Here is a 22,785-nt window from a genome sequence, read left to right on the forward strand (position 1 = left end):
ATGAAACAGACGATTATTATCCCACGCGTTAGTGAAAAGGCTTACGCACAGAGCGCCAATGGTGTATATGTGCTACGCGTTCCACTTAACTTGAATAAGAACGAAATCAAATCAGCTGTAGAAGCACAATTTGGCGTTACTGTAGTTAAGGTTAAAACCTTAGTACAAGACGGCAAGGCTGTACGCTTCTCACGAGGCAAGAATCGTTATCCTGGCACAACAACGCGCAAGGATTGGAAGAAGGCTTACGTGACGCTGAAAGAAGGCGATAAGCTCGATGTGTTTGACGCAGTAGAGCAGCAGATGGAGGAGACCAAGTAATGCCAGTGAAAGCTTACAATCCAACCACTCCTGCTCGTCGCGGCATGACGAGTCAGGATTTGTCAGACATTACAACAAGAAAACCTCTTAAAAGTCTGATTAAAGCTAAAAAGCAAAATGCCGGTCGCAACAACCAAGGTCGAATTACCGTTCGTCATCGCGGAGGCGGCGTTCGTCGTCACTACCGCTTGGTGAACCACAATTTGCCAGCAGGCTTGACCTTGACGATTGAAGAAATCGAATACGATCCAAACCGCTCAGCTCGTATTGCTCGAGTTAAGGATCAGTACAATTTGTACCACTACATCTTAGCTGACACCTCAATGGTTAAGGGTAAAACTATCCGAACTGGTGAAGAAGCTCCAATTGAGGCTTCGAACCGCTTGCCATTGTCAGTTATTCCTGTTGGTACGATGATTTACGCTATTGAGTTGACCGCTGGTAAGGGTGCACAAATGGTGCGCGCTGCTGGTGCTAAAGCTCAGTTGATGGCAAAAGAAGGCAACTACGCAACTATCAAATTGCCATCTGGCGAAGTTCGCAAAGTTCGCTTGGAAGCTACCGCTGCTATCGGTGTAGTCGGTAACGTTCAGCACCAAAATGTTAAGATCGGTTCAGCTGGTCGCAAACGCCGCAAGGGCATTCGCCCAACTGTTCGTGGTGTCGTTATGAACGCCGCAGATCACCCACATGGTGGTGGTGACGGTGGTCGCCACGGTACTGGTAAAGCGCCACGTACTCCTTGGGGTCAATTGACATTAGGTTATCGAACTCGTCGCCGTAAAGGCTCGAATAAATTAATCGTACGCACGCGTCACGACGCGAAGAGGAAGAGGTAAATCACGATGAGTCGTTCATTAAAGAAAGGTCCATTCGTCGATGTAAAGCTAGCAAAGAAAATTGCTGCTCTTAGCCTTGACGATCGAACCGTTATCAAAACGTGGGCGCGCGCTTCGACTATTACACCAGAGATGGTTGGTCGAACGATTGCTGTTCACAACGGTAGAGTGCACGTACCAGTGCTGATTACCGAAAATATGGTTGGTCATAAGCTCGGTGAGTTTAGTCCAACTCGTAAATTCCGTAAACACGGTGGAAAGGATAAGAAGTAATCATGGCTGATACAACTTATACTGTCCGTGCTTACGCTAAAGGTGTTGATCAGGCACCACGTAAGGTAAGCCTAGTTGCAGCCTTGGTGCGAGGTCGTACTGTAGCTGATGCGCTAGTTATCTTAGAGCACGTTCCAAAGCGCGCTGCTAGCCCAGTCAAAAAGGCTATCGAAAGCGCTAAGGCAAACGCTATCAACAACCACGGCTTGGACGCGAAAAGCTTAGTAATTACTACTTTGAGCGTTACTACTGGTACACGTTTGCGTCGCTTTAAGCCTGCATCACGTGGCCGTGCTTTGCCATTCCAGAAAAAGACTTCAAATATTTTGGTTGAAGTAACTGGCGCGGAAAAGCCAAAGAAAGCGCCTGCAAAAAAGGCCGAAGCTAAGGCAGAAGCAAAAACTGCTAAGCCTGTAGCTAAAAAAGCCGCTAAACCGGCAGCAAAAAAGGAGGAGAAGTAAATGGGTCAAAAAGTGAATCCAATCAACTTCCGCCTACAGGTCAATAAGAACTGGAGCTCTCGTTGGTTTACGGCCAATAAAAAAGAGTTTGCAGAGGCGATTCGTCAGGATCACGAAATCCGCGAGTTGATTGAAAAGAAATTTGCCTCACGCCCAACTATCAATCGCATTGAGATTGAGCGTAGCGCCAACTTGATCACGATTACAATTCACACGGCAAAAGCTGGTGTTGTTATCGGTCGCGGTGGTGCTGGCGTGAATGAATTGAAGAAGCAAGTTGAGAAGATTGCTGGTCAGCCAGTTCGTATCAACATTGAAGAAGTTCGCCGTCCAGAATTGGCAGCCAAATTGGTAGCTGAGAATATCGCTCGCCAATTGGAGCGCCGAATCAACTTCCGCCGTGCAACTAAAATGACCGCACAAAACACCATGAATGCTGGTGCTAAAGGTATTCGTATTGAGGTGGCTGGTCGTTTGAACGGCGCTGAAATGGCACGTCGCGAAAAGGTAATTGAAGGCTCAGTGCCTCTACACACCTTGCGCGCTGATATTGACTTCCACTGTGCTCGCGCTCAGACACCAGCTGGTATCATTGGCGTGAAAGTGTGGATTTATAAGGGAGAAAGGAGTCGCTAAATGCTGTTACCAAAGAAAACTAAGCACCGCAAAGTGCGTATTGGAAAAAACCGCGGTCAAGCAACTCGTGGCAATTACATCGCGTTCGGCGACTTTGCATTGCAATCACAATCAAATGAGCGCATCAACTCCCGCCAAATCGAGTCTGCTCGTCAGGCGATGACTCGTTACATCAAGCGTGGTGGTAAGATTTGGATTCGAATCTTCCCTCACACTCCAGTTACCCGAAAGCCACTTGGCTTGAAGATGGGTCAGGGTAAGGGTAATCCAGAGTTCTTCGTTGCTAAGGTAAAAGCTGGTACTGTTCTGTTTGAGATGCAGGGCGTTTCAGAGGAAGTTGCTCGCGAGGCAATGCGTCTGGCTAGCCACAAATTGCCAGTCAAATGTAAGTTCATCAAGCGGGAGGACGCATAATGGCTGAAACGAAGAAATCTGTTAAAGCGGCAGTTGTTAAGACGATTGACGATTTGAAGAAGGAATTGGCTGAAAAGCGAAACGACCTACTTCAAGCAAAACGTTCTCACGCTGCTGGCGAGTTAGTTAATCCAAAAGCGTTGCGTTCACTCCGAAAGGAAATTGCACGCCTGCTGACACAAATTAATAATACAAAGGAGAGCAAGTAATGGCCCGACGAACATTGATTGGCGTCGTAACGAGTGCCAAGCGCGACAAGACCATCACTGTGACGGTCACTAGCCGCGAAACGCATCCGCTATACGGCAAGCAGTACACCGTGACTCGCAAATACACTGCTCACGATGAAACCAACGAAGCAGGTGAAGGCGACAAGGTGCAAATCGAAGAGACTCGCCCAATTTCCAAGACTAAGAGCTTTACTCTAGTTAAGGTGATTGAAAAGTCTCGCGGTTCTATCAAACTAAAGGACGAAGTTTCTGGCGAAACTAAGGAAGAGGCTAAGGAGGACGACAAATGATCCAACAAGAATCTCGCCTTAAGGTAGCCGATAACTCAGGCGCTAGGGAAGTTTTGTGTATTCGCGTTCTTGGCGGTACACGACGCCGTTACGCTCGCGTTGGCGACGTAATCGTCTGCTCGGTAAAAGACGCTAGCCCAACCGGTAACGTTAAGAAAAAATCTGTTGTTAAGGCTGTAGTTGTTCGTACTCGCGATCAAATTCATCGCAAAGACGGCTCAACAATCTGTTTTGACGACAATGCCGTAGTGATTATCAACGATGACAAGCAGCCAAAAGCTACTCGTGTCTTCGGTCCAGTTCCACGCGAACTTCGCGATATGGGCTACATGAAGATCGTCAGCTTAGCTCCGGAGGTACTCTAATGGCTCGAATTCATAAAGACGATACCGTAAAAATTATTGCTGGTAAAAATAAAGGCACAACTGGTAAAGTTCTAAAAGTTAACACAAAAGACCAAACTGTTTTGGTCGAAGGTGTTGGTGTCGGACATCGCCACGTTAAGCCAAGCCAGTACAATCCAAAAGGTGGCAAGAAAGATATTCACGTACCAATGGATATCAGCAAAGTCGCTTTGGTTATTGATGAGAAATCAGGCAAAACCAGTCGGGTTGGTTTAGTAAAGAATGCTGACGGCGGCAAAACTCGTGTTGCTCGTCAAGCAAAAAATAAGGAGATTAAATAATGGCAGAAAAGAAAACTGTCGTGCCAGCTCCTCGCTTGAAAGCCTTATATCAAGGAACTTACCTTAAGGAACTACAAGCCGAATTGAATCTAAAGAACGTGCATGAAGTGCCAGCTTTGGAAAAGATCGTCGTGAGCGTTGGTACCGGCAAGAAGAAAGATGACAAGCGTCATTTTGAAATTGTCAAAAACACCGTCGAGAAAATTACAGGTCAAGCACCAGTGGCTCGACGAGCCAAAAAATCAATCGCGACATTTAGCATTCGTAAAGGTATGGGCGCGCCAATTGGTGTTAGCGTAACTTTGCGCGGCGCTCGTATGTACGAGTTCATGGATCGTTTGATTAACGTTGCTTTACCTCGCGTTCGTGACTTCCACGGCGTTGGCTTGAAGTTTGATAAAGGTGGCAATTACAATCTCGGCATCACCGAGCAATCGATTTTCCCAGAATTGACATTTGAGGAAACTCAGGTTTTGCACGGTTTGCAGGTTACATTTGTTATCAAGAACGGCAACAAGGAAGCTTCTAAGGCGTTGCTAGAAAAATTTGGCATGCCGTTTGAGAAGAAAGGAGGCGTCAAGTAATGGCTAAGAAATCAATGGTCGCTCGTGATAAGAAGCGCATGAAGATGATTGCCAAGTTTGCAGCCAAGCGTGCTGAGTTGAAAGAACTTGGCGACCTCGATGGTTTGCAAAAATTGCCTCGCAATTCTAGCCCAACCAGGCACAAGAACCGTGATAGCATCTCTGGTCGCCCGCGCGGCTACATGCGTCAATTCGGCTTGAGCCGTATCAATTTCCGCGAAAAAGCAGCCAAGGGTGAAATCCCAGGCATAACAAAGAGTAGTTGGTAAGAAGGAAAGGAGATTAGAATATGTCTATGCAAACTACAGACCCAATCGCCGACCTTCTGACTCGCATCCGCAATGCGAAATTGGTTGGCAAAACGGAAGTTCGTGTTCCGTCCAGCAAGATGAAGAAAGTCATCGCTGAACAATTAGTCAAAAACGGCTACTTGGCAGACGTCAAGCTGGAAGATGCTAAGCCTCGTGGCGTGTTGGTAGTTACTATCAATGAAAAAGGAACTAACAGTACTATCAACGAAATTACCCGCATCTCAAAACCTGGTCGTCGCGTTTACGTCGGCGCTAGCGAGATTCCAAAGGTAAAGAGTGGTCGCGGTTTGGTACTTATCTCAACATCAAAAGGTGTCATGACTGGTGTCGAAGCAGCTAAGGCCAAACTTGGTGGCGAATTGTTGTTGAAGGTTTACTAAGCCTCACGCAAATCAAATAAACGTCCTCATTGCAGGGCGTTTATTTTTTATATCCATCTACACAGAGATAGTATAATAGTGATATGATCGACCTTAAAAATGTGTCTTATGAAACTAATAGTCGAGAATTGTTTAGCGACGTAAGCTTTGCTATTAACGCCGGAGATAAGATTGGACTAGTTGGTTCAAATGGTGCTGGAAAAACTACTTTATTAAAAATAATAAACGGAGATATCCAGCCTACATCAGGTGATATTATTTCGAGTGGTGAAGAGATAGGTATTTTACCACAAAACCTGAATAAATGGCTCGATAAGACAGTTTATGATTTTATAGAAGAAGTGACTGGCGTTAAGTCGGCTAGAGAAGAATTTGATTATCAATGTGAGAGGTTAACTCAAGAGGCTAGTGAAAAGACGCTATTAATTTATGGCGAAGCCCTGGAGAGGTATGAAAAATTCGAAGTAGCAAATTTTGACACGACGATTAAAAAGGCTTTATCGCGGGCAGATCTGGGTGACATTGATCCGGATAGATGTCTGAATACATTTTCTGGGGGACAACGTACACGGATAGCTTTGGCGGCAGTTTTTGCGTCTCGTTATGATCTAATTTTGCTTGATGAGCCAACTAATAATCTTGATGACAGCGGAGTAATTTTGCTTGAAGATTTTATTAACAATTCGCCAGCTTCATTTTTGATCGTGTCTCATGATCGGCATTTCTTACGTAACACTGCAGAACGGATTATAGAATTGACTGGCAGCAAGGGCGTGAACAAGTATAATCTTGGTTACGATGAATATATTGAAGCAAGACGTGAAGCTCGTCAAGCAATGACCGACCGCTATGAGCAATATGAAAAGGAGAAAAAGCGACTATACCGCGTTGCGCGGGACGCTAGAATTCGTGCGAATTCGGCCAAAGCTAGCCACAAAAAATCGGATAGCGATAAGTTAAATGATAATTTTCGTAAAGAGCGCGCATCTTCAAATATTGCAGGGGCGGCTGGAGGTGTGGAGTCTCGCCTGCGACAATTGGACGAACCTGAGAGGGTGGAGGATGAAATTTCTATTAAGTTTGCTTTCGATGAAGTATCTTCTAAGAAGTATAGCCTTATTTCTGTGCAATCGCTGAGTATTTCACATGATGGAGAGAAGATGATAGGACCCGTTACTTTTAATGTACGTCCTGACGATAAAATATTGATCCAAGGAGAGAACGGCTCGGGAAAATCTTCGCTCCTCAATTTTATTATGGGAAATAATACACCTGAGTATCATCGCGGAGAGATAAAAAAAGGCGAAAATGCAAAAATAATATACATGAATCAGTCGCAGTCATTGCCGCTTAAAGATAACTCGCCTTTGGACAATTTGCGGTATTTATCGCCAAAACTTGAATTACACGACGCGATCAATATATTAATTCGTTTTGGTCTAGATAAACGAACAATCTCGTCGACAAAAGCTATAGATCTCAGCGGTGGCGAACGGGCTAAAGTTTTGCTTGCTGCTATGTCAACGAACTCTCCTGATCTTATCATCCTGGATGAGCCGACGAATAACCTTGATATTCCTACGATTGAAGCTTTGGAACTGGCGCTAGGTCAGTATAAAGGAGGTGTTGTGATAGCGTCTCATGATCAAGACTTTATCGAAAATATAGGGATAACGGAGAAAATTAAAATATAAAAAAGACTTGATGGAATAGCTAAGAAAAGCTGCCAATCTTTCACAAGAACAGCTTGCTGAAAAATGGGAGTAACAAGACAAACAATAAGTAACTGGGAGAAGGAGATACTAAATGATTGAACAAAAAACATTCGGCCAGAAAGTAATAGAATTTAATAAAAAATTATCGAAAATATCAATGGAATTACCGGATGGTTTTAAAATTGTAAATCCGTTTAATGGAAGTCAAAAAGAAATAGTAAATGAAATTTCAACAACGTTCTACAAAAGGTTTTACAATGATTGTAATAAACGTCGTATAATATTAGGAAGTTCACCAGCACGTCGAGGAACAGCTGTTACGGGGGTGCCATTTGAGGATGCGAAACATCTTCAAAAAGAAACTGGTATTTTGATTGATAAGTTTTATATTAACAAATCATCTTCAGGTTTTTTATATGATGTAATTGAAAAATATGGTGGATGCAAAAAGTTTTATTCGGATTTTTATATGAATTTTGTCTGCCCTGTTGGTATAGTTAGAACCAATTCAAAGGGAAATGAGGTTAACTGTAATTATTATGATAGTAAAAAATTGCAAGAAACATTGTATTCTTTGATTGTTAGTTCAATACAGGCACAAATTGATTTTGGGATCGATACTTCTGCGTGTTATTGTATAGGAAGTGGAGATAATTATACATTTTTATCTAAAATAAACAAAAAATATAATTTTTTTGATGAAATCATACCTTTGGAACATCCGAGATTTATAATGCAGTATAATTCTAAACATAAATATGAATATTTTGAAAAGTATTTGACAGCTTTAAGGCAAAGTCATAACAAAGATATCATGGACACCATAAGAAAAACTATTAAGGCACGCATCTGGAAGGACGGTAAAGAAATCCGCCCAGAAGATCAGTCTCTTCCGGTAAATCAGGTATACGCTTGGCTTTTTACTCACGATAATAAAATAGCCATCGTCTCTAAGGATGGTCGAAAGTGGCAGCTGCCCGGTGGAAAGCCAAATAAGCACGAGACTTACTTGCAAACCATCGTACGTGAAGTAGCGGAGGAGACGGGAATTAATACAGACAGTGTGTCTAGTCAGTATAAGTTTTTTGGCTATTACGATATCTTGGAAACAGATAACTTAAAAAATGATGACGAGTACTTGCAGCTTCGGGTTAGCCTGAAACTTAATAAGAATGCCGATGAGTATATCTTACATCAACAGAACGAGGACGAAGAGCAAATACAGGAAGAGCAGATACGGTATGCTAAATTTGTGACAGTTGATGAACTCACACAACACATTCCATGGGCAAGTGAGAGCGCGGAGTTGAAAGCCGCTATACAAAGTCAAATAAATTTTCCCGTATCACATTAGCGCATTTTTCGATTGCAACCTCATGACCGAGTGAATATCCATTGCGCTTCAGCTTCGGCAGTTCGCGCACTTCGTGAAACATCATATTAAGTTCGGGCACGAAAAATAATTCCCGAAACGGCATTCCTTTAAGTCGGGATTCCTCTCGTGGCTCAGTTAAGATGACGCCAGAATTTTTTCCAAAAATCACTTTCTCGCGACCATTGGAAAAATTTATTACAAGACATGTCGTGTATTGCGCTCGTCTGTTTGCCTTATTTTCAAGCTTCTTCAGGCAATAATCTACGATTTCTTGATCACTCATCTCGCGACCATCCCAGCGTCTTGTAAATACGCCAGGCTCGCCATTTAGGGCGTCAATTTCCATGCCGGAATCATCGGCGATAATTATCAGGTTTTTATCATTTTCGTGTAAATGATGCCTTGTGTGTCGCGCCTTCAATAGGGCATTTTGTTCAAATGTCGTGCCTGTTTCTATGTAGTCAGGAATTTGATAGTCCAAATCTGCCAACGAAATAATTGACGTCTGTGGGGCGAATTTATGAAACGCGGCAACGAATTCTGCGTATTTGCCTGGGTTTTTGGTGGCGAAAAGTATAGTTGCTGTCATTGAGTATGATTATATCAATTATCATAAATATCGAAAAATTGCTAATTTGACGACATTATAATATCATCAAACCAAGCAATGATAATTTCATCCATATACAAAACAGTCGATAACGACGGGCTAATCGCTCATATTTATGAACATTTATTAGCTCAGTATGTTTTGAAGCGTCTTCAAGACAATGAGTTCTTTGTTCTGAGCGATATCATACTGTCTGCAAAAACATATGGCGACACTTGTTTTATGGACGCCGAATTATATAGTCCAGAAGCGAAAAAGACATATGACGAGGCATTGCGAGAGTTTGATAAATTAGTCATTCCAGAAGATGATATTTTGAGGGCTGCTGGCGAGTGTGGAATAGAAATGAATCGAAATATAGTAGAAGTCGACCGAAGTGAACTGAGTAAAAAGCTACGCGAAGTTCAGATTTCTTCGTGGCGTAAGCAAATTGATATGGCGTATCGTAAGGCTCACGATGAGAGCTCTGTTAATACGCTTTTTCGTACTTCGTATATAAAATATAGTAAAGAGTCTGACGATCTTTTTCGTGAATGCGTTCTGGAGTATTCAATTGATGAAAGTCATATACAAACGCCGGTTGATCAAGCTCTGGCGGCAATTGTTATGCAGATTGTGGCTCTCAATTTCTTGACGGTCGTGCGAGAAAAATATACAGTGTATGATCGTGGCGATCAGTGGTCGGAGGCGTCAATTTCAGTTGGATACAGAATGTTTCTTGGACTATTGAAGAAAGATGACAAAATAATTAATCAATTGAGATATGATTTCTTAGAGTATATAAAAAGTCTATCGTCGTCTGCCTTTTGTGATAATTTACGAAAAGCTCTTGTTCGATGTTCGGACAATCATAAACAGGTTATATTAAACAGGAGTACGCTAAATGCGATCCTTGGAGGGTGTATTATTGGCGGCAAAGGTTGGTTGGAGATGGCGGATAGTGCTCGAATAGGGCAAATGATCAATTCAATCGAGCTAGACATATATGAGGTTAATTCATAGCTTGAAAACCTTGCATTTTACCTCTAATCTGTGTTAAAATACTGAAGTTAATATCAAATCACACGAAAGGTGAGTAATGAGTCTGAGTCGAATCGGAAAACTGCCGGTGATTATTCCGGCCGGTGTGACAATCACGGTTGACTCTGGTGATGTGGTCGTTAAAGGACCAAAGGGTGAATTAAAGCAATTCATCACACCAGCAGTTGAGGTGAAAGTCGAAGATGGACAAGTCACGGTGCATCCTAAGGACGAGTCCAAAGTAGCCCGCAGTCAGCATGGTCTGATGCGCGCGCTAATCAACAACATGGTAATCGGTGTAACCAAAGGCTATGAAAAGCGCCTAGAGGTTAACGGTGTCGGTTTCCGTGTTAACTCAAGCAACAACGAGCTAGAAATGGCACTTGGATTTTCACATCCAGTCAAATACAAAGCCCCAGAAGGCGTAACTGTTGCCAACGAAAAAATGATTATCGTTGTTAGCGGTATCAATAAACAACAAGTCGGCCAAGTTGCAGCGGAAATCCGCGCATTGAAGAAGCCTGAACCATACAAGGGCAAGGGTATCAAGTATGTCGACGAGCAGATTTTGCGTAAAGCAGGAAAGACAGGTAAGTAATCATGGCTGAAAATAAGAAGCTACTCAACCGCGCTCTTCGCAAAAACCGCGTTCGCGCTAAGGTTTCAGGCACGGCAGAGCGCCCACGCTTGACGGTTACTATTAGCAATTTGCACGTTAGCGCGCAATTGATTGACGATGTGGCTGGTAAAACATTGGCTGCAGCAACTACAGTTGGAACAAAAGCGACTGGCACGATGACTGAAAAAAGTGCCGCTATTGGTGCTGAAATTGCTAAAAAAGCAAAGAAAATTAAGATTAGCGCAGTGGTGTTTGATCGAAATGGTCGTCAATACGCTGGCCGCCTAAAGGCTTTGGCTGATGCTGCGCGCCAAGAAGGATTGGAGTTTTAGTATGGCAGAGCAAGCTGCAAATACTACCCCACGTGCAGAAGGTCGTCGACCTCGAAATCCACGTGGTGGTCGCCGCGATGACCGGCGAAATGTGCGCGATGACGCACCAAAAGAGTTTGAAGAATTGGTAATCAACATTGACCGCGTTTCTCGCGTGGTTAAAGGTGGTCGCCGTTTCCGATTTAAGGCTTTGGTGGTTGTTGGTAACCGCAAAGATAAAGTTGGTGTCGGTGTTGCTAAGGGCGCAGACGTTCAAGCTGCAGTCGCTAAGGCTACGTCAGTCGCTAAAAAGCACTTGATTACATTACCATTAAACGGCGAAACAATCCCACACGACAGCGAAGTTAAATTCTCTGGCGCACGCGTATTGATCAAGCCAGCCGCTCCTGGTACTGGTATTATCGCTGGTGGTGTAGTTCGTCAGATTATCGGTGTAACAGGCGTTCGTAACCTATTGACCAAATCTCTTGGCTCAACTAACAAGGTTAACATTGCTTATGCGACTATCGAAGCTCTAAAGTCATTAGTTCCACGCGATCAATGGCTAAGTGCTCAGCCTGTAAAAAAGGTTGCTAAAAAGGAGGCTAAATAATGAAGTACAATGATCTCCAAGTTTCAGCAAACAAGAATAAAAAGCGCGTTGGTCGCGGTATTGCTGCTGGTCAAGGTAAGACTGCTGGTCGCGGTACTAAAGGTCAGAACGCCCGAACAGGTAAGAAGCTTCGCGTAATGTTCCAAGGTGGTCAGCGTCCACTAGCTCAAGCTGTGCCAAAGGCTCGCGGATTCAAGAGTTTGCGAACCCCAGCTCAAGTTGTGTACATGGATCACTTGAACGCATTTGACGGCAAAACCGTTGACAATGCTTTGTTGTTCACTGAAGGCTACATTGCAACTCCTTTCCACACGGTTAAGGTGATTGCTCGTGGTGAATTGAAGGCTAAGGTTGACTTGAAAGTACAAGCTGCCTCAGCTTCAGTTGTTGCCGCTATCGAAAAAGCCGGTGGCTCATTCGAGAAAGTAGCTACACCTCTACGCCAAAGTGCGAAAGAAGCTGAAGAGAAATAATTTTTCTCAGTAACAATAAATCCCCTTCGAAAGAGAAGGGGATTTTCTTTTGCTTTGATATCTTAGACTATTTTTCGCTACATTCTTGTGGCACGACTAGATAAATAGTCACGTTTCTGTCGGCTGTGTCATCGCTACTGTCGTGATTGGCGATTTTTGGCTCAGAGATAATAATCTTATTCTCAGGAAAACCTTGCGAAACTAGACCTTGTTTGACTTTATCGGCGCGCTCCATGGCTAATTTTGTGCCAGCACTTGTCTTTGAACTCTCGTATGTTTGACCGACCAGCTCAATTGAAAATTCCTTTTGACTATTTGATTTGTATAGTGAACCCAGTTTAGCTAGTTCGTCAACGGCAATTCCTTCATATGTATATTGCGTCGAATCCGCATTGAAGAAAACATTTTTAAAATTATATTTACCATTGTTAAGTACAAAAGAGCCATCTTTCATATGGCCATAACCGGCTTTTCGAAAATCAGCAGACGTCAAACATTTTGAATCTGATTTAGCTAAGTTCTGCTTTTTGTCTTCGTTTTTCTTCTCGTCCTTAGGTTTGGCCGTCTCTTTGCGCGAAATATTAGCGTCTTTTGAAGGAGTGATTTTATTTGACACAAGAACAATTGCCACCACTATTCCGATTACCGCCAGCACTCCCAGGATTGCCAGTGTAACCCATAGCCACAATTTACTTTTCTTTGGTGGATAATTTTGGGGCAATTCTGGGTTTGGTGGTGGCGTAATTGGTGGAGTTGATGGGATTTCAGGTTGCTGTTGCATATAATACCTCGTTTACATTATATTATTGACTCAATTATAACGCATACGCTTTTATGTTTTTAGTATGGAAATATCCGCTAAGGTAATGTATAATTAACAGAGTTAAGAATTGTTAGTGACTATGAGGGGCTAAAACATGAATTGGAGAATAATTTTTCGCTCACTGAAAAATAAAGATATGCAAAAACGACTATTTATCGTCGTGGGAATAATCGTTGTTTATCGATTATTGGCGCACATTCCAGTGCCATTGGCGGAACCAACACAACTACGTAACGCGATTTCGTCGGTGCTTGGACAATCTGACCTCGGTGGTATCTTGAACTTACTATCCGGCGGCGCATTGTCGAGCTTCTCTCTGGTGTTGGTTGGACTTAGTCCATTTATTACCGCCAGTATTATCATTCAGCTTCTGACCAAAGCCATTCCAAGACTTGAGGAGCTACACAAAGACGGCGAATCTGGACGTCGAAAAATTCAGCAATGGACGCGTGTTATTACTGTGCCACTTGCTATTGTCCAGTCAATCGCTTTCATCTTCATCTTAAGGCAAACAGTTCTTCAAGGCGGCAGTACAACATTGGCCGACCCTACTATGATGGAATGGATCGTTTCAATCACTTCAATGACAGCAGGATCTGTTCTTCTGATGTGGCTCGGCGAGTTGATCACTGAGCAGGGGATCGGCAACGGTATTTCTATCGTAATCTTCGCTGGTATCATTAGCCAATTGCCACAAATGCTCGCGTCATTAATCTCATCATTGTTCAACACCTCATCTGGCAGCTTAAACGTCTTCAACTGGTTCACTCTCCCTGTAAACCCAGTTATGTTCTGGACGATATTAATCATGTCAATCGCTGGACTCATCGTCCTTTATTTCCTGGTTAAAATCAACGAAGCTCAGCGCGTCATTACAATTAACTACGCAAAGCGCGTTCACGGAAACAGTAATTACGGCGATGTAAAAAGCATTTTGCCAGTTAAGCTGATTGCGGCGGGAGTTATTCCGGTCATCTTCGCGGTCGCGTTCCTAAGCTTGCCGCAATTTGTTGGTCAAGTTATGAAAGCGTCTGGTAACGCCAATCTCCTACCGACCGCCAACAAATTGATCACTTGGTTCCAAGCTCCAAACGCCGGCTCGTTCACCGGCAGTACCGCAGAGGCATTTATCTACCCAACGCTGTATTTTATCTTGGTTATCGCCTTTACGTATTTCTACACTGGAATTGTCTTTAATGCTAACGAAATTGCCGAAAATTTGCAGAAGCAAGGTGGATTTATTGAAGGCGTGCGTCCGGGCGCTCAGACTGAAAAGTATCTTATGAGAACCGTCAATCGCTTGATTTTGTTCGGTTCAATCGTCCTGGGAATCGTGGCTATTCTGCCATTCGTCGCGGAATATCTCACGTACAATTTGACAGGCTTGCAAGGTTTGCGCTTATCAATCGGCGGTACTGGAATCTTGATTGTCGTATCAGTTGCCCTTGAAACTCTGCGACAAGTCAACTCTCGTGCACTGATGGTTACGTATGACGACTTTGACCCAGACGAGCTGCTTGATAGTGACAAAAAGAAGAGTAAGAAGCGTCGTTTGTTTAAGAAAAAATAATTGACATTAAAAATCCCCGCCGAAAAGCGGGGAATTCTTTTTGCGAATGGATTATCGTATTTTGTAATCGTAAGATAAATTGTCGCCAACTTTTTTCTCATTTTGGCAGACTGGCGCAATTTCATTACTAATGTTATTTTCATCAACCATCTTACAACTCGGAATGTTGAACAAATTAAATTGGTTGGTTGGGGAAATCGTTTTCCATCCGCCATCTTTCTTGACTGCAAACATTCGTGCCTCAGAATTGCCGCAACCATAGCCCAGCAACAACTGTTTCTCATCTTGGGAATGGGCAATTACCGTAGTTACGCTGTTGTTATCCTTACAGCCTGATTTTTTAGTTTCTGTCTTCAGGAAATAGCGAATCTCTTGTGTGACTGAATCGTTGCGAATAACTAATTTATCTCCTTCAATTCGGAAGCCTAGAGAACCCAAGTTCACGGATCCACCGTCAACATTTTCGACTGTTTGAAACGTCTTGTCGGAAGTTTGGTTGGCGTGTAATAAAATTACGCCAATAACTATCACGATCAAAGCCGTCACCAGACCGATTAGCACCGCGGTCATTATCTCATTCTTCGATTTTGTAACCTTAAAGTTTGCTGGTTTTTTCTTGCTTGCCATAAAAATCCTTATGTTAAATTTGATAGCTCAATTATAGCACGTAAATTTACAGCGAAACCTCTTGTCAAACCCTGTTTAGTACTGTATAATTGACAACTGTAACTTATGGCGAGTCAAAAGGAAGTCATCAAAATGGTAGGAAAGGTAGTGGAAGCACTGCCTAATACTCAATTTAAGGTGGAACTGGAGAATGGCCATAGTATCATCGCGCATATTTCAGGACGAATGCGTAAGCATTATATTCGTCTGGTGCCTGGTGATAAGGTTGAGGTTGAGATGACCCCTTACGATCTTACAAAGGGACGAATCAGCTTCCGCCTACGTGACGATCGACCTCAGGGTCGGTAGTTATAATATCAACGATAATCTCGGGTTTACTCGGGAAGGGAGATTTAAGCACTTTATGAAAGTTCGTGCAAGTGTGAAAAAAATCGACAAAGATCCCAAAAAAGGTGATAAGGTAGTTCGCCGCAAAGGCCGACTATATATCATCAACAAGAAAAAACCTAAGAATAAGCAAAGGCAGGGTTAAGCATGGCTCGAATTGCTGGGGTAGTTATCCCAACAGAGAAGCAGGTGCAAATTGCGCTCACCTATATTTACGGTATTGGGCCAAAGCACGCTTCGAGCATCCTTGCGGCGGCTAAAATTGAGCCGACCACTCGGGTGAAAGATCTCACCGAGGCTGAAGAAAACAAGATTCGCGAAATTATTGACAGCGAATACACCGTCGAAGGTGATCTCCAGCGCTTGGTGGCAAATAATATTAAGCGCTTGAAGGATATCAACGCCTATCGCGGTCTTCGCCACAAAGCAGGACTGCCAACACGCGGACAGCGGACTCGTACGAATGCACGAACTCGCAAGGGTCGCGCCATCGCCGTGGGCGGTACACAACCAAAAGCAGCAAGTAAGACCTAAAGAAAGGACTAAGAAATGGCAGACGCAAAATCTACCAAGAAGAAGCAGCGCCGATCAGTCCCAGCTGGTCAGCTGCACATTCAGGCAACATTTAACAATACTATCGTTACTTTTTCCGACAAGAAAGGTAACGTACTAACCGCTTCATCAGCTGGTGCATGTGGTTTCCGTGGAAGCAAAAAAGGTACAGCCTATGCTTCACAGGTTGCTGCTGAAAAAGCTGCTGAAGCTGCGAAAACTCAATACGGCTTGAAATCTGTTGACGTTTTCGTGAAAGGTGTCGGCTTGGGTCGTGACGCCGCTATTCGTGCGGTCAGCGCATTCGACATCTCAGTAGAAAGCATTAAGGACGTAACTGGCGTGCCTCACGGTGGTGTTCGTCCACGAAAGGCACGGAGGGCATAATTATGGCACGAGATAATTCACCAATTGTCAAGCAAAGCCGCCGCGAAGGTTATGCGCTTCATCCAAAAGCACATAAAATTTTGGCGAAAAAATCTGGCATTCCAGGTCAACACGCGCATGGTCGTCAGAATAAGCCAAGTCTATACGCTACACAGCTTCGTGAAAAGCAGAAGGTTCGTCGCTTGTACGGTCTAGTTGAGAAGCAGTTTGCTCGCTTGATGAAAGAAGCAACACGCGCTCAAGAAGGCTTGGCGGGCGAAAACTTGTTGAAGCTATTAGAGCGCCGTTTGGATAACGTTGTTTACCGTTCTGGATTTGCCGTATCACGTCGCGCAGCTCGTCAACTAGTTAGCCACGGACATTTTGAATTGAACGGCCGACGCGTCGATATTCCATCGATTCGTGTTAAAGCTGGCGATGTCATCACGGTTCGTCCAAAGAGTACCAAGTCAGAGTACTTTACGCGAATTGACGATGTAATCAACAATTCAGTCCAAGGTCCACTAAGCTGGCTAAAAGCTGATAGCAAGAAGCTGAAGATTGAAGTAACTGGTTTGCCAAAGCGCGAGGAAGCAGAAGCTGACATCAACGAGCAATTAATTGTTGAGTATTACTCACGATAAAAGAAGGGTTAGGGAAGAATTATGGCAAAAGCAATTTACAATCCAGCACTCGCGAGCGTTGATGACATTTCAGCAACCAGCGCTACTTTTCTAATCGAGCCACTTCACCCAGGCTACGGTAATACTCTTGGTAACTCATTGCGACGCGTTCTATTGTCAAGCGTTCGCGGTGGCGCGGTTGTAGCTTTCAGAATTGAGGGCGCAACTCACGAGTTTACTACTGTTGAAGGCATCAAAGAAGATGTTGTCGACATTATGTTGAACTTGAAAAACGTTCACCTACGCGTATTTACCGACGATCCAGTTGAACTGCGCATTGAGAAATCTGGCGCTGGCGAAGTAACTGCCGCTGATATTAAAACTAATGCTGATGTTGAAGTTGTTAACCCAGAGCAAGTAATTGCTACAATCGACGACCCAAACAAGCATTTGGTTATGGATTTGGTAGTTGAGGCAGGTTGCGGTTATCAGACAATTGAAGAGTCAAGCGAAAAGCGTTTGCACAGCGACATGATTGCTATTGATGCAATGTACTCACCAGTTCTACGCGTTCGCTACAAAGTCGACTCAACTCGTGTTGGCCAGGAGACAAACTTGGACAAATTGGCAATCACTGTTGAAACTAACGGCACAATCACACCTCGTGAGGCGTTCGAAGAAGCAGCAGCGATTCTTGTTAACCAATACACAGCTTTGGCTGGCAACACGATGGTAACTGGCGCACCAGCACTTGGCGCAGCTAAGGAAGACGAAGAGTCAGAGCTAGCAATGCCAATTGAAGAATTAAACTTAAGCGCCCGCACGACGAACGCGCTAATTAACAATGAAATCCGCACTATTCGCGATTTGGTAACTTTGACTGAGCAAGATTTGCGAGAATTGAAAGGTTTCGGTTCAAAGGCACTAGACGAAGTACGTGACAAGATGGCGGAGTTGGAGTTTTAACTATGCATAGACACGGATATCAAGGGCGCAAGTTCGGCCGCGAGCGTGATCAGCGACGAGCCCTACTCAAAGGTCTGGCTACCAGCTTGGTTGAGTACGGAAAAATCGAGACCACCTTGCCAAAGGCTAAGGAACTAAAGCGTCACATTGAAAAAATCATCACCAAGGCTAAAAAGGGCGACCTGGCTAGCCGACGTCAGGTGATTGCAGCATTAAGCACACGCGCTGCTGCTTACAAACTAGTTGATGAAATCGCGCCACAGCTAAGTGGTCGAACCAGCGGACACGTTCGCGTTGAGCGAACACGTTTGCGAGTCGGCGACGGCGCTCAAATGGCGATCATCGAGTTTGTTGACGATATTAAACCAATGCCAAAGGAAGGAAAATAAGATGAAAACTTATTCACAAAAACCATCTGAAGTTTCTCGCCGTTGGGTATTGTTTGACGCTAGCGAATTACCACTTGGACGTTTGGCTACAGAAATTGCCAAGCATTTGACTGGTAAATACAAGCCAACTTACACTCCTCACATTGACGGTGGCGACTATGTAGTTGTTATCAATGCTGCGCAGACAGTTGTTACTGGATACAAGGAAACTGATAAGTATTACTATCGCCACAGTGGTTTTCCAGGTGGAATTAAGGAAACGCAATTCAAAGAAATGCGCGAACGCCACCCAGAGCGAATTATTGAAGAAGCTGTTAAAGGTATGTTGCCAAAGAACAAATTGCAAGCAGAGCGCCTAAAGCGCCTACGCATTTTTGCCGGCAGCGACCACGCTCACACAGCACAAACACCAGAGAAAGTTGAGGTAAAGTAATATGGCTGATACTTATTTCTACGGCTTAGGTCGACGCAAAAGCGCTTCAGCAAGCGTTCGCCTACTTCCTGGCAAAGGCACCATTACAATCAATGGCAAGCCTGCTGCTGAGTACCTGGACGGCAACAAAACCTTACTAGCAGAAGTAACCGACCCACTTGCAATTGTCAGCAAGCAAAAAGAATTCGACGTTACTATCCTAGTTAAAGGTGGTGGTCTGGCTGGTCAAGTTGACGCTATCAAGCTTGGTATCGCAAAAGCTTTGACAGCTGCTCACGCTGACCTGCGTCCAGTTCTGAAGAAGGCTGAGCTATTGAAACGTGACCCACGCGAGAAAGAGCGCAAGAAGTACGGTCTTCGTTCTGCTCGTAAACGCGAACAATTCTCTAAGCGTTAGTACAGAAAAGGCTATCACAAAATACTCCGTTTCATATGCAGGCGGAGTATTTTCATAGTATACTAAAAATATGTTGGACAAGATTATCCATCGCTGGTTGCGGATTCCATATGCATTGAACGTGCATTATTTTTCTCGTCCAGAAAAACCGAAAGCGACGATTTTACTTATTCATGGATTAGGCGCATCCTGGAAAACATGGATGCCGCTGGAGCCATATTTGCCGAAGGACACGCGAGTTATAGCAATTGACATGCTGGGATTTGGCAATTCGCCCAAGCCTGATTGGAAGTCCTGCAACGCCCACGACCAAGCCGCAAGCATCGTCGCTACTTTGCGTAGGGAATTCATAAATCACGTCGATATCGTCATCGGCCATTCTATGGGCTCGCTGGCTGCCGTAGAACTCGCCAAGCAATATCCGAAGTTAAGCAAGTCGCTGATTTTGTGTAGTCCGCCGATATATTATCCGAGGGTTGACGAAAAAATTCATCATCCAGAGAAAATTTTGCGTGCGCTTTATGAGTTTTTCAATAGTCATCCGCGCAGTTCGAAACGCTTTTTGCAATTCGCTGATCGGCACAATATTTGGCCTGACGCTGGATTTAAGGCTGATGAGGTTACCTCCGAGTCGTTTTTAATCGCCCTTAACACTGCGATTATCAATCAGACGACAATGAATGACATCACTAAGCTCACTCTTCCGATTGCTATTTTGTCTGGAAAACTTGACCCACTGATTGTTGAGAGAAACCTGAAGAAATTAGCAAAAGATCATAACAATATCACTCATACGTCAATGACAACTCAGCGGCACGAAATAACTGATAAATATGCGAAGAAGCTGTCGGAAATTATGAAAGATTATTTGGCGGGAAAATATTCGCCAAAAGCGAGTCGTCTCATAGCAAAGTCCAAACGAGGAAGTTTATGATTGAAATCGAGTCCAAATTTAAGATATCGGGCGACATGACACGCGACGAACTTATCGCCATCCTTAAAGGTCAATTCATCACGTCAATATCAAGCAAGCGCCAAATTGACACGGTGTTTTTATTACCCGAGCAAGTTGACGTGCCAATTACGCCTGGCTCAAAAATTATGCGAGTACGCGATGTTCTTAATCCGGAAACTGGTGAGTTGCGACGAAGCCTGATGACGCTGAAGGTCGAGGGGCAGGCAAAGCTAGCGTCTGATGAATATGAATTTGCAGTTGACGACGAAAATGCAGCGCGCCAAATGCTCACGGCATTAGGCTGGCAAGAAGTTGTCACGGTTGATAAAGTCCGCCTTGAGTCAAAGACTGAAGACTATACGATTTGTATCGACGAAGTTGCTGGATTGGGGTTATTTATTGAACTGGAGATTTTGACCGAAGACAGTACTGACGTAAAAAACATTCAGCAGCAAATGCGCAATTTTCTGAAAAACCTGGATATCGACGGCAAATTATGGAAAATTCCGTACGACACAAGCATTAGAAATCTGCAAAATAGCGTTAGTTAGCGTATACTTATCAATATGAAACAAGAAAATAGCCCAATTTATTTTATCACTTCCAATCACAGCAAATTCACCAGTCTTCAAGAACTCCTTCAGCCGCTTGGTGTTGATTTAAGGCAGCTCGATTATGATTTTGACGAGGGGCGCGGACTAGATATTCAAACGATTGCCAAAAGCAAATTATCTCAAGCCAAGAAAGCGTTTCCGAACAAGCGCCTGGTCGTTGATGACCGCGGTTTTTTCATTCCGGCACTGAAAGGTTTTCCGGGGCCGTTTGTTAAATTGCTACTGAATAGCTTTAGTTATCCCGGTATTATCAAGTTGATGAAAGACGAGGCTGATCGTCGAGCTATTTTTTCTTTTGCGGTTGGCTATTTTGACGGCGAAAAAGACCATATTTTCGTAGCCAACGAAGAGGGATTTATCACCGACGAGCCACGCGGTAATAATCTCCATGGCTGGACGGAATTACTGTATATTTATGGACATCCGAGCTTTCCTGACCGTAGTTTGGCAGAACTGAACGACGAAGAATGGCAGGAATATCTGACGATAATTGAGAAAGTTGACGGGCTCGCGATGTTGAGGGATTATTTAATAGATGCATGAAAGCTGATAATAACCATGTCCAACAGGCTATCATTGCTCGTGAAATCATTGATCTCTACCAAGATTCGCAAGACAAAATCGGGACGGCTGTGTCGCTTGATACATTGTGCTTTGCAATGGCGAGATTGACTGACTGTGATAAAGTTGACTATCCAGCAATTGACTGGGATGATTTAGCAAGTAACTTTGATGGCATAGCAACATCCCAAAGTGATGTATCAGCTATACGAAAGATAGAAAATGATATAGCGTCTACATATAAAAAATCTTTAAAGATTATAAAGCAACAACTATCATCCCATTACTTAACGATCGAATAATGTTATAATATATCTAATGAAACCATCAAAACCCGTCATCCTCACTGGCGTGCGCGCCAACAACAACATCCACATAGGTAATTACTTTGGGGCTATTTTGCCAATTATCAACATGGCGAAGCGCCGCTCGGACGAATATGACATCAATCTATTCATCCCAGACCTTCACAGTTTTACGACGCCAATTGACCACAGCAAATTGTATGGCAGCATCCTGAACAACGCGCGAGTTTATACCGCCGCTGGATTGCCGCTGGACAATTCTTCTATTCATCTTTACCGCCAAAGTCGTATTTCGGCGCACAGCGAATTGGCGTGGATTCTGGACTGCTTCACTGGATTCGGCGAGATGAGCCGAATGACACAGTTTAAGGACAAAGGAAGTAAAGGCGACGCTTCCGTTGGGCTATTCAACTATCCCGTTCTGATGGCTGCCGACATTCTACTTTACGGCGCGACTTACGTGCCAGTTGGCGACGATCAGACCCAGCATTTGGAGTTCACTCGTGATATTGCCGAGCGAATGAATCGTAAATTTGGTGATCTATTTATCGTGCCGAAGCCCGTAATTCAGCAACATCAATTCTTCGGAAAAGATCAAGGATTGAGGATTAAAGACCTCGTGAATCCAGCGAAGAAAATGAGCAAATCTGACGAGAGCAGCAAGGGAATTATTTTCCTTTCTGATGATCCAAAATCGGCGCATAAGAAAATAATGAGCGCAACAACAGATTCAATTGGCAAAGTTCAATACGACAAGGAAAATCAGCCAGGAATTTCTAATTTGCTGGAGATTTTGACTTTGGTTCGGCAAGACGCTGGCAGGGAAGTTACTCTGGAACAGACCGCCAACGAGTACTTCGGTATGGATCGTTATGGCGATTTCAAGCGAATTGTGGCTGACGAGGTCGCGGATTTTTTGGAGAATTTCCAGAATCGGCTTGCGGCGGTTGATGAGCAAGCAATTGAAGAGAAGCTGGCTTCCAGTGAAAAAGACATGAATGTCGTCGCCAATGAAACTCTGTATCGCGTTCAAAAAGCTGTAGGGCTTCGAAAATAG

Annotated in this window: 38 protein-coding genes and 1 pseudogene; 36 read left to right on the forward strand and 3 right to left on the reverse strand. The window is 43.9% G+C overall.

Going from position 1 to position 22,785, the window contains the following annotated elements; genetic code table 11:
- From LRM49_RS01805 to LRM49_RS03915, 16 genes and pseudogenes are all read left to right on the forward strand, one after another.
- Complete coding sequence (locus LRM49_RS01805; protein WP_129630974.1) at window positions 1-321, forward strand: 50S ribosomal protein L23; 321 nt, start codon at window positions 1-3, stop codon at window positions 319-321.
- A complete protein-coding gene (gene rplB / locus LRM49_RS01810; RefSeq protein WP_129630971.1) occupies window positions 321-1,160 on the forward strand; it encodes a 50S ribosomal protein L2 in 840 nt (279 codons plus the stop codon). Before LRM49_RS01805 ends, rplB begins: the two co-directional genes overlap by 1 nt.
- Window positions 1,161-1,166: 6 nt before the next feature.
- Window positions 1,167-1,433: a 30S ribosomal protein S19 gene (gene rpsS, locus LRM49_RS01815; protein ID WP_129630968.1), complete on the forward strand. Its 267-nt coding sequence runs from the start codon at window positions 1,167-1,169 to the stop codon at window positions 1,431-1,433.
- A gap of 2 nt (window positions 1,434-1,435) precedes the next feature.
- On the forward strand, window positions 1,436-1,894 hold the full coding sequence (gene rplV, locus LRM49_RS01820; RefSeq protein ID WP_243778146.1) for a 50S ribosomal protein L22: 459 nt from the start codon (window positions 1,436-1,438) through the stop codon (window positions 1,892-1,894).
- Window positions 1,895-2,530, forward strand: a complete 636-nt coding sequence (gene rpsC / locus LRM49_RS01825) for a 30S ribosomal protein S3 (protein ID WP_129630962.1) — start codon at window positions 1,895-1,897, stop codon at window positions 2,528-2,530. It abuts the gene before it with no gap.
- Window positions 2,531-2,944, forward strand: a complete 414-nt coding sequence (rplP, locus tag LRM49_RS01830; RefSeq protein WP_243778147.1) for a 50S ribosomal protein L16 — start codon at window positions 2,531-2,533, stop codon at window positions 2,942-2,944.
- Window positions 2,944-3,153: a 50S ribosomal protein L29 gene (gene rpmC / locus LRM49_RS01835; RefSeq protein WP_129635100.1), complete on the forward strand. Its 210-nt coding sequence runs from the start codon at window positions 2,944-2,946 to the stop codon at window positions 3,151-3,153. The genes rplP and rpmC overlap by 1 nt, the downstream gene beginning before the upstream one ends.
- Complete coding sequence (rpsQ, locus tag LRM49_RS01840; protein ID WP_129630953.1) at window positions 3,153-3,464, forward strand: 30S ribosomal protein S17; 312 nt, start codon at window positions 3,153-3,155, stop codon at window positions 3,462-3,464. The genes rpmC and rpsQ overlap by 1 nt, the downstream gene beginning before the upstream one ends.
- Window positions 3,461-3,829: a 50S ribosomal protein L14 gene (gene rplN, locus LRM49_RS01845; RefSeq protein ID WP_129630950.1), complete on the forward strand. Its 369-nt coding sequence runs from the start codon at window positions 3,461-3,463 to the stop codon at window positions 3,827-3,829. The genes rpsQ and rplN overlap by 4 nt, the downstream gene beginning before the upstream one ends.
- The gene (rplX, locus tag LRM49_RS01850) at window positions 3,829-4,149 is read left to right on the forward strand and encodes a 50S ribosomal protein L24 (RefSeq protein ID WP_243778148.1); all 321 of its coding nucleotides are present in this window, start codon (window positions 3,829-3,831) and stop codon (window positions 4,147-4,149) included. Before rplN ends, rplX begins: the two co-directional genes overlap by 1 nt.
- On the forward strand, window positions 4,149-4,733 hold the full coding sequence (gene rplE, locus LRM49_RS01855; protein WP_129743752.1) for a 50S ribosomal protein L5: 585 nt from the start codon (window positions 4,149-4,151) through the stop codon (window positions 4,731-4,733). The genes rplX and rplE overlap by 1 nt, the downstream gene beginning before the upstream one ends.
- On the forward strand, window positions 4,733-5,002 hold the full coding sequence (gene rpsN / locus LRM49_RS01860) for a 30S ribosomal protein S14 (protein ID WP_129630942.1): 270 nt from the start codon (window positions 4,733-4,735) through the stop codon (window positions 5,000-5,002). The genes rplE and rpsN overlap by 1 nt, the downstream gene beginning before the upstream one ends.
- A gap of 20 nt (window positions 5,003-5,022) precedes the next feature.
- Entirely contained in the window at window positions 5,023-5,424 is a 402-nt protein-coding gene (rpsH, locus tag LRM49_RS01865; RefSeq protein WP_129744304.1) for a 30S ribosomal protein S8, read from the forward strand.
- A gap of 83 nt (window positions 5,425-5,507) precedes the next feature.
- The gene (gene abc-f, locus LRM49_RS01870) at window positions 5,508-7,118 is read left to right on the forward strand and encodes a ribosomal protection-like ABC-F family protein (protein ID WP_243778149.1); all 1,611 of its coding nucleotides are present in this window, start codon (window positions 5,508-5,510) and stop codon (window positions 7,116-7,118) included.
- Window positions 7,119-7,230: 112 nt separating this feature from the next.
- Window positions 7,231-7,932, forward strand: a pseudogene (locus LRM49_RS03910) (uracil-DNA glycosylase family protein); the annotation flags it as partial.
- Between the two features lie 21 nt (window positions 7,933-7,953).
- Window positions 7,954-8,493 (forward strand): NUDIX hydrolase, encoded by a 540-nt coding sequence (locus tag LRM49_RS03915; RefSeq protein WP_445082944.1) that lies wholly within the window; start codon window positions 7,954-7,956, stop codon window positions 8,491-8,493.
- On the opposite strand, the gene LRM49_RS01880 is transcribed toward LRM49_RS03915, so the two are convergent.
- Window positions 8,456-9,103, reverse strand: coding sequence for a non-canonical purine NTP pyrophosphatase (locus tag LRM49_RS01880; protein ID WP_243778151.1), 648 nt, complete (start codon window positions 9,101-9,103; stop codon window positions 8,456-8,458). The two genes, LRM49_RS03915 and LRM49_RS01880, sit on opposite strands and share 38 nt — an antisense overlap.
- A gap of 78 nt (window positions 9,104-9,181) precedes the next feature.
- Between LRM49_RS01880 and LRM49_RS01885 the strand changes: the two genes are divergently transcribed.
- The 5 genes from LRM49_RS01885 to rplO all read left to right on the forward strand — a co-directional run bounded on the left by LRM49_RS01885 (window position 9,182) and on the right by rplO (window position 12,160).
- Window positions 9,182-10,126 carry a hypothetical protein gene (locus LRM49_RS01885; RefSeq protein WP_243778152.1) on the forward strand — a complete coding sequence of 315 codons (945 nt, stop codon included), beginning with the start codon at window positions 9,182-9,184 and terminating at the stop codon, window positions 10,124-10,126.
- An 82-nt stretch (window positions 10,127-10,208) separates the two neighbouring features.
- On the forward strand, window positions 10,209-10,742 hold the full coding sequence (gene rplF, locus LRM49_RS01890) for a 50S ribosomal protein L6 (protein ID WP_445082945.1): 534 nt from the start codon (window positions 10,209-10,211) through the stop codon (window positions 10,740-10,742).
- A gap of 2 nt (window positions 10,743-10,744) precedes the next feature.
- Window positions 10,745-11,095, forward strand: a complete 351-nt coding sequence (gene rplR, locus LRM49_RS01895; RefSeq protein ID WP_232273222.1) for a 50S ribosomal protein L18 — start codon at window positions 10,745-10,747, stop codon at window positions 11,093-11,095.
- A gap of 1 nt (window position 11,096) precedes the next feature.
- Window positions 11,097-11,687 (forward strand): 30S ribosomal protein S5, encoded by a 591-nt coding sequence (gene rpsE, locus LRM49_RS01900; RefSeq protein WP_129632920.1) that lies wholly within the window; start codon window positions 11,097-11,099, stop codon window positions 11,685-11,687.
- Window positions 11,687-12,160 (forward strand): 50S ribosomal protein L15, encoded by a 474-nt coding sequence (gene rplO / locus LRM49_RS01905; protein WP_129632917.1) that lies wholly within the window; start codon window positions 11,687-11,689, stop codon window positions 12,158-12,160. Before rpsE ends, rplO begins: the two co-directional genes overlap by 1 nt.
- A gap of 67 nt (window positions 12,161-12,227) precedes the next feature.
- Here the strand turns inward: rplO and LRM49_RS01910 are convergent, their stop codons facing one another.
- Entirely contained in the window at window positions 12,228-12,941 is a 714-nt protein-coding gene (locus tag LRM49_RS01910) for an OmpA family protein (protein WP_243778154.1), read from the reverse strand.
- Window positions 12,942-13,077: 136 nt separating this feature from the next.
- On the opposite strand from LRM49_RS01910, the gene secY reads away from it, so the two are divergent.
- Window positions 13,078-14,553, forward strand: coding sequence for a preprotein translocase subunit SecY (gene secY / locus LRM49_RS01915; protein ID WP_232736553.1), 1,476 nt, complete (start codon window positions 13,078-13,080; stop codon window positions 14,551-14,553).
- 51 nt (window positions 14,554-14,604) lie between these two features.
- On the opposite strand, the gene LRM49_RS01920 is transcribed toward secY, so the two are convergent.
- Window positions 14,605-15,180, reverse strand: a complete 576-nt coding sequence (locus tag LRM49_RS01920) for a hypothetical protein (RefSeq protein WP_243778155.1) — start codon at window positions 15,178-15,180, stop codon at window positions 14,605-14,607.
- Window positions 15,181-15,285: 105 nt separating this feature from the next.
- Between LRM49_RS01920 and infA the strand changes: the two genes are divergently transcribed.
- The 14 genes from infA (at window position 15,286) to trpS (ending at window position 22,785) form a co-directional block, all read left to right on the forward strand.
- Complete coding sequence (gene infA, locus LRM49_RS01925) at window positions 15,286-15,528, forward strand: translation initiation factor IF-1 (protein WP_129635133.1); 243 nt, start codon at window positions 15,286-15,288, stop codon at window positions 15,526-15,528.
- 55 nt (window positions 15,529-15,583) lie between these two features.
- Window positions 15,584-15,712 carry a 50S ribosomal protein L36 gene (gene rpmJ / locus LRM49_RS01930; protein WP_129632905.1) on the forward strand — a complete coding sequence of 43 codons (129 nt, stop codon included), beginning with the start codon at window positions 15,584-15,586 and terminating at the stop codon, window positions 15,710-15,712.
- 2 nt (window positions 15,713-15,714) lie between these two features.
- Entirely contained in the window at window positions 15,715-16,101 is a 387-nt protein-coding gene (gene rpsM, locus LRM49_RS01935; protein ID WP_129632902.1) for a 30S ribosomal protein S13, read from the forward strand.
- Window positions 16,102-16,116: 15 nt separating this feature from the next.
- Window positions 16,117-16,506: a 30S ribosomal protein S11 gene (gene rpsK, locus LRM49_RS01940; protein WP_129632899.1), complete on the forward strand. Its 390-nt coding sequence runs from the start codon at window positions 16,117-16,119 to the stop codon at window positions 16,504-16,506.
- A 2-nt stretch (window positions 16,507-16,508) separates the two neighbouring features.
- On the forward strand, window positions 16,509-17,129 hold the full coding sequence (gene rpsD / locus LRM49_RS01945) for a 30S ribosomal protein S4 (protein ID WP_243778156.1): 621 nt from the start codon (window positions 16,509-16,511) through the stop codon (window positions 17,127-17,129).
- Between the two features lie 21 nt (window positions 17,130-17,150).
- Window positions 17,151-18,074, forward strand: coding sequence for a DNA-directed RNA polymerase subunit alpha (locus tag LRM49_RS01950; RefSeq protein ID WP_146423081.1), 924 nt, complete (start codon window positions 17,151-17,153; stop codon window positions 18,072-18,074).
- A gap of 2 nt (window positions 18,075-18,076) precedes the next feature.
- A complete protein-coding gene (gene rplQ, locus LRM49_RS01955; RefSeq protein WP_129636875.1) occupies window positions 18,077-18,463 on the forward strand; it encodes a 50S ribosomal protein L17 in 387 nt (128 codons plus the stop codon).
- Window position 18,464: 1 nt separating this feature from the next.
- A complete protein-coding gene (rplM, locus tag LRM49_RS01960; protein ID WP_129632888.1) occupies window positions 18,465-18,896 on the forward strand; it encodes a 50S ribosomal protein L13 in 432 nt (143 codons plus the stop codon).
- 1 nt (window position 18,897) lies between these two features.
- A complete protein-coding gene (rpsI, locus tag LRM49_RS01965) occupies window positions 18,898-19,293 on the forward strand; it encodes a 30S ribosomal protein S9 (RefSeq protein WP_129636874.1) in 396 nt (131 codons plus the stop codon).
- A 70-nt stretch (window positions 19,294-19,363) separates the two neighbouring features.
- The gene (locus tag LRM49_RS01970) at window positions 19,364-20,227 is read left to right on the forward strand and encodes an alpha/beta fold hydrolase (RefSeq protein WP_243778157.1); all 864 of its coding nucleotides are present in this window, start codon (window positions 19,364-19,366) and stop codon (window positions 20,225-20,227) included.
- Complete coding sequence (gene cyaB, locus LRM49_RS01975; RefSeq protein WP_243778158.1) at window positions 20,224-20,799, forward strand: class IV adenylate cyclase; 576 nt, start codon at window positions 20,224-20,226, stop codon at window positions 20,797-20,799. Before LRM49_RS01970 ends, cyaB begins: the two co-directional genes overlap by 4 nt.
- A gap of 15 nt (window positions 20,800-20,814) precedes the next feature.
- A complete protein-coding gene (locus tag LRM49_RS01980) occupies window positions 20,815-21,405 on the forward strand; it encodes a non-canonical purine NTP pyrophosphatase (RefSeq protein WP_243778159.1) in 591 nt (196 codons plus the stop codon).
- Window positions 21,402-21,725, forward strand: coding sequence for a hypothetical protein (locus LRM49_RS01985; RefSeq protein ID WP_243778160.1), 324 nt, complete (start codon window positions 21,402-21,404; stop codon window positions 21,723-21,725). Before LRM49_RS01980 ends, LRM49_RS01985 begins: the two co-directional genes overlap by 4 nt.
- 16 nt (window positions 21,726-21,741) lie before the next feature.
- Window positions 21,742-22,785, forward strand: coding sequence for a tryptophan--tRNA ligase (trpS, locus tag LRM49_RS01990; protein WP_243778161.1), 1,044 nt, complete (start codon window positions 21,742-21,744; stop codon window positions 22,783-22,785).

Source organism: Candidatus Nanosynbacter sp. HMT-352 (assembly GCF_022819365.1).
GTDB lineage: Bacteria > Patescibacteriota > Saccharimonadia > Saccharimonadales > Saccharimonadaceae > Nanosynbacter.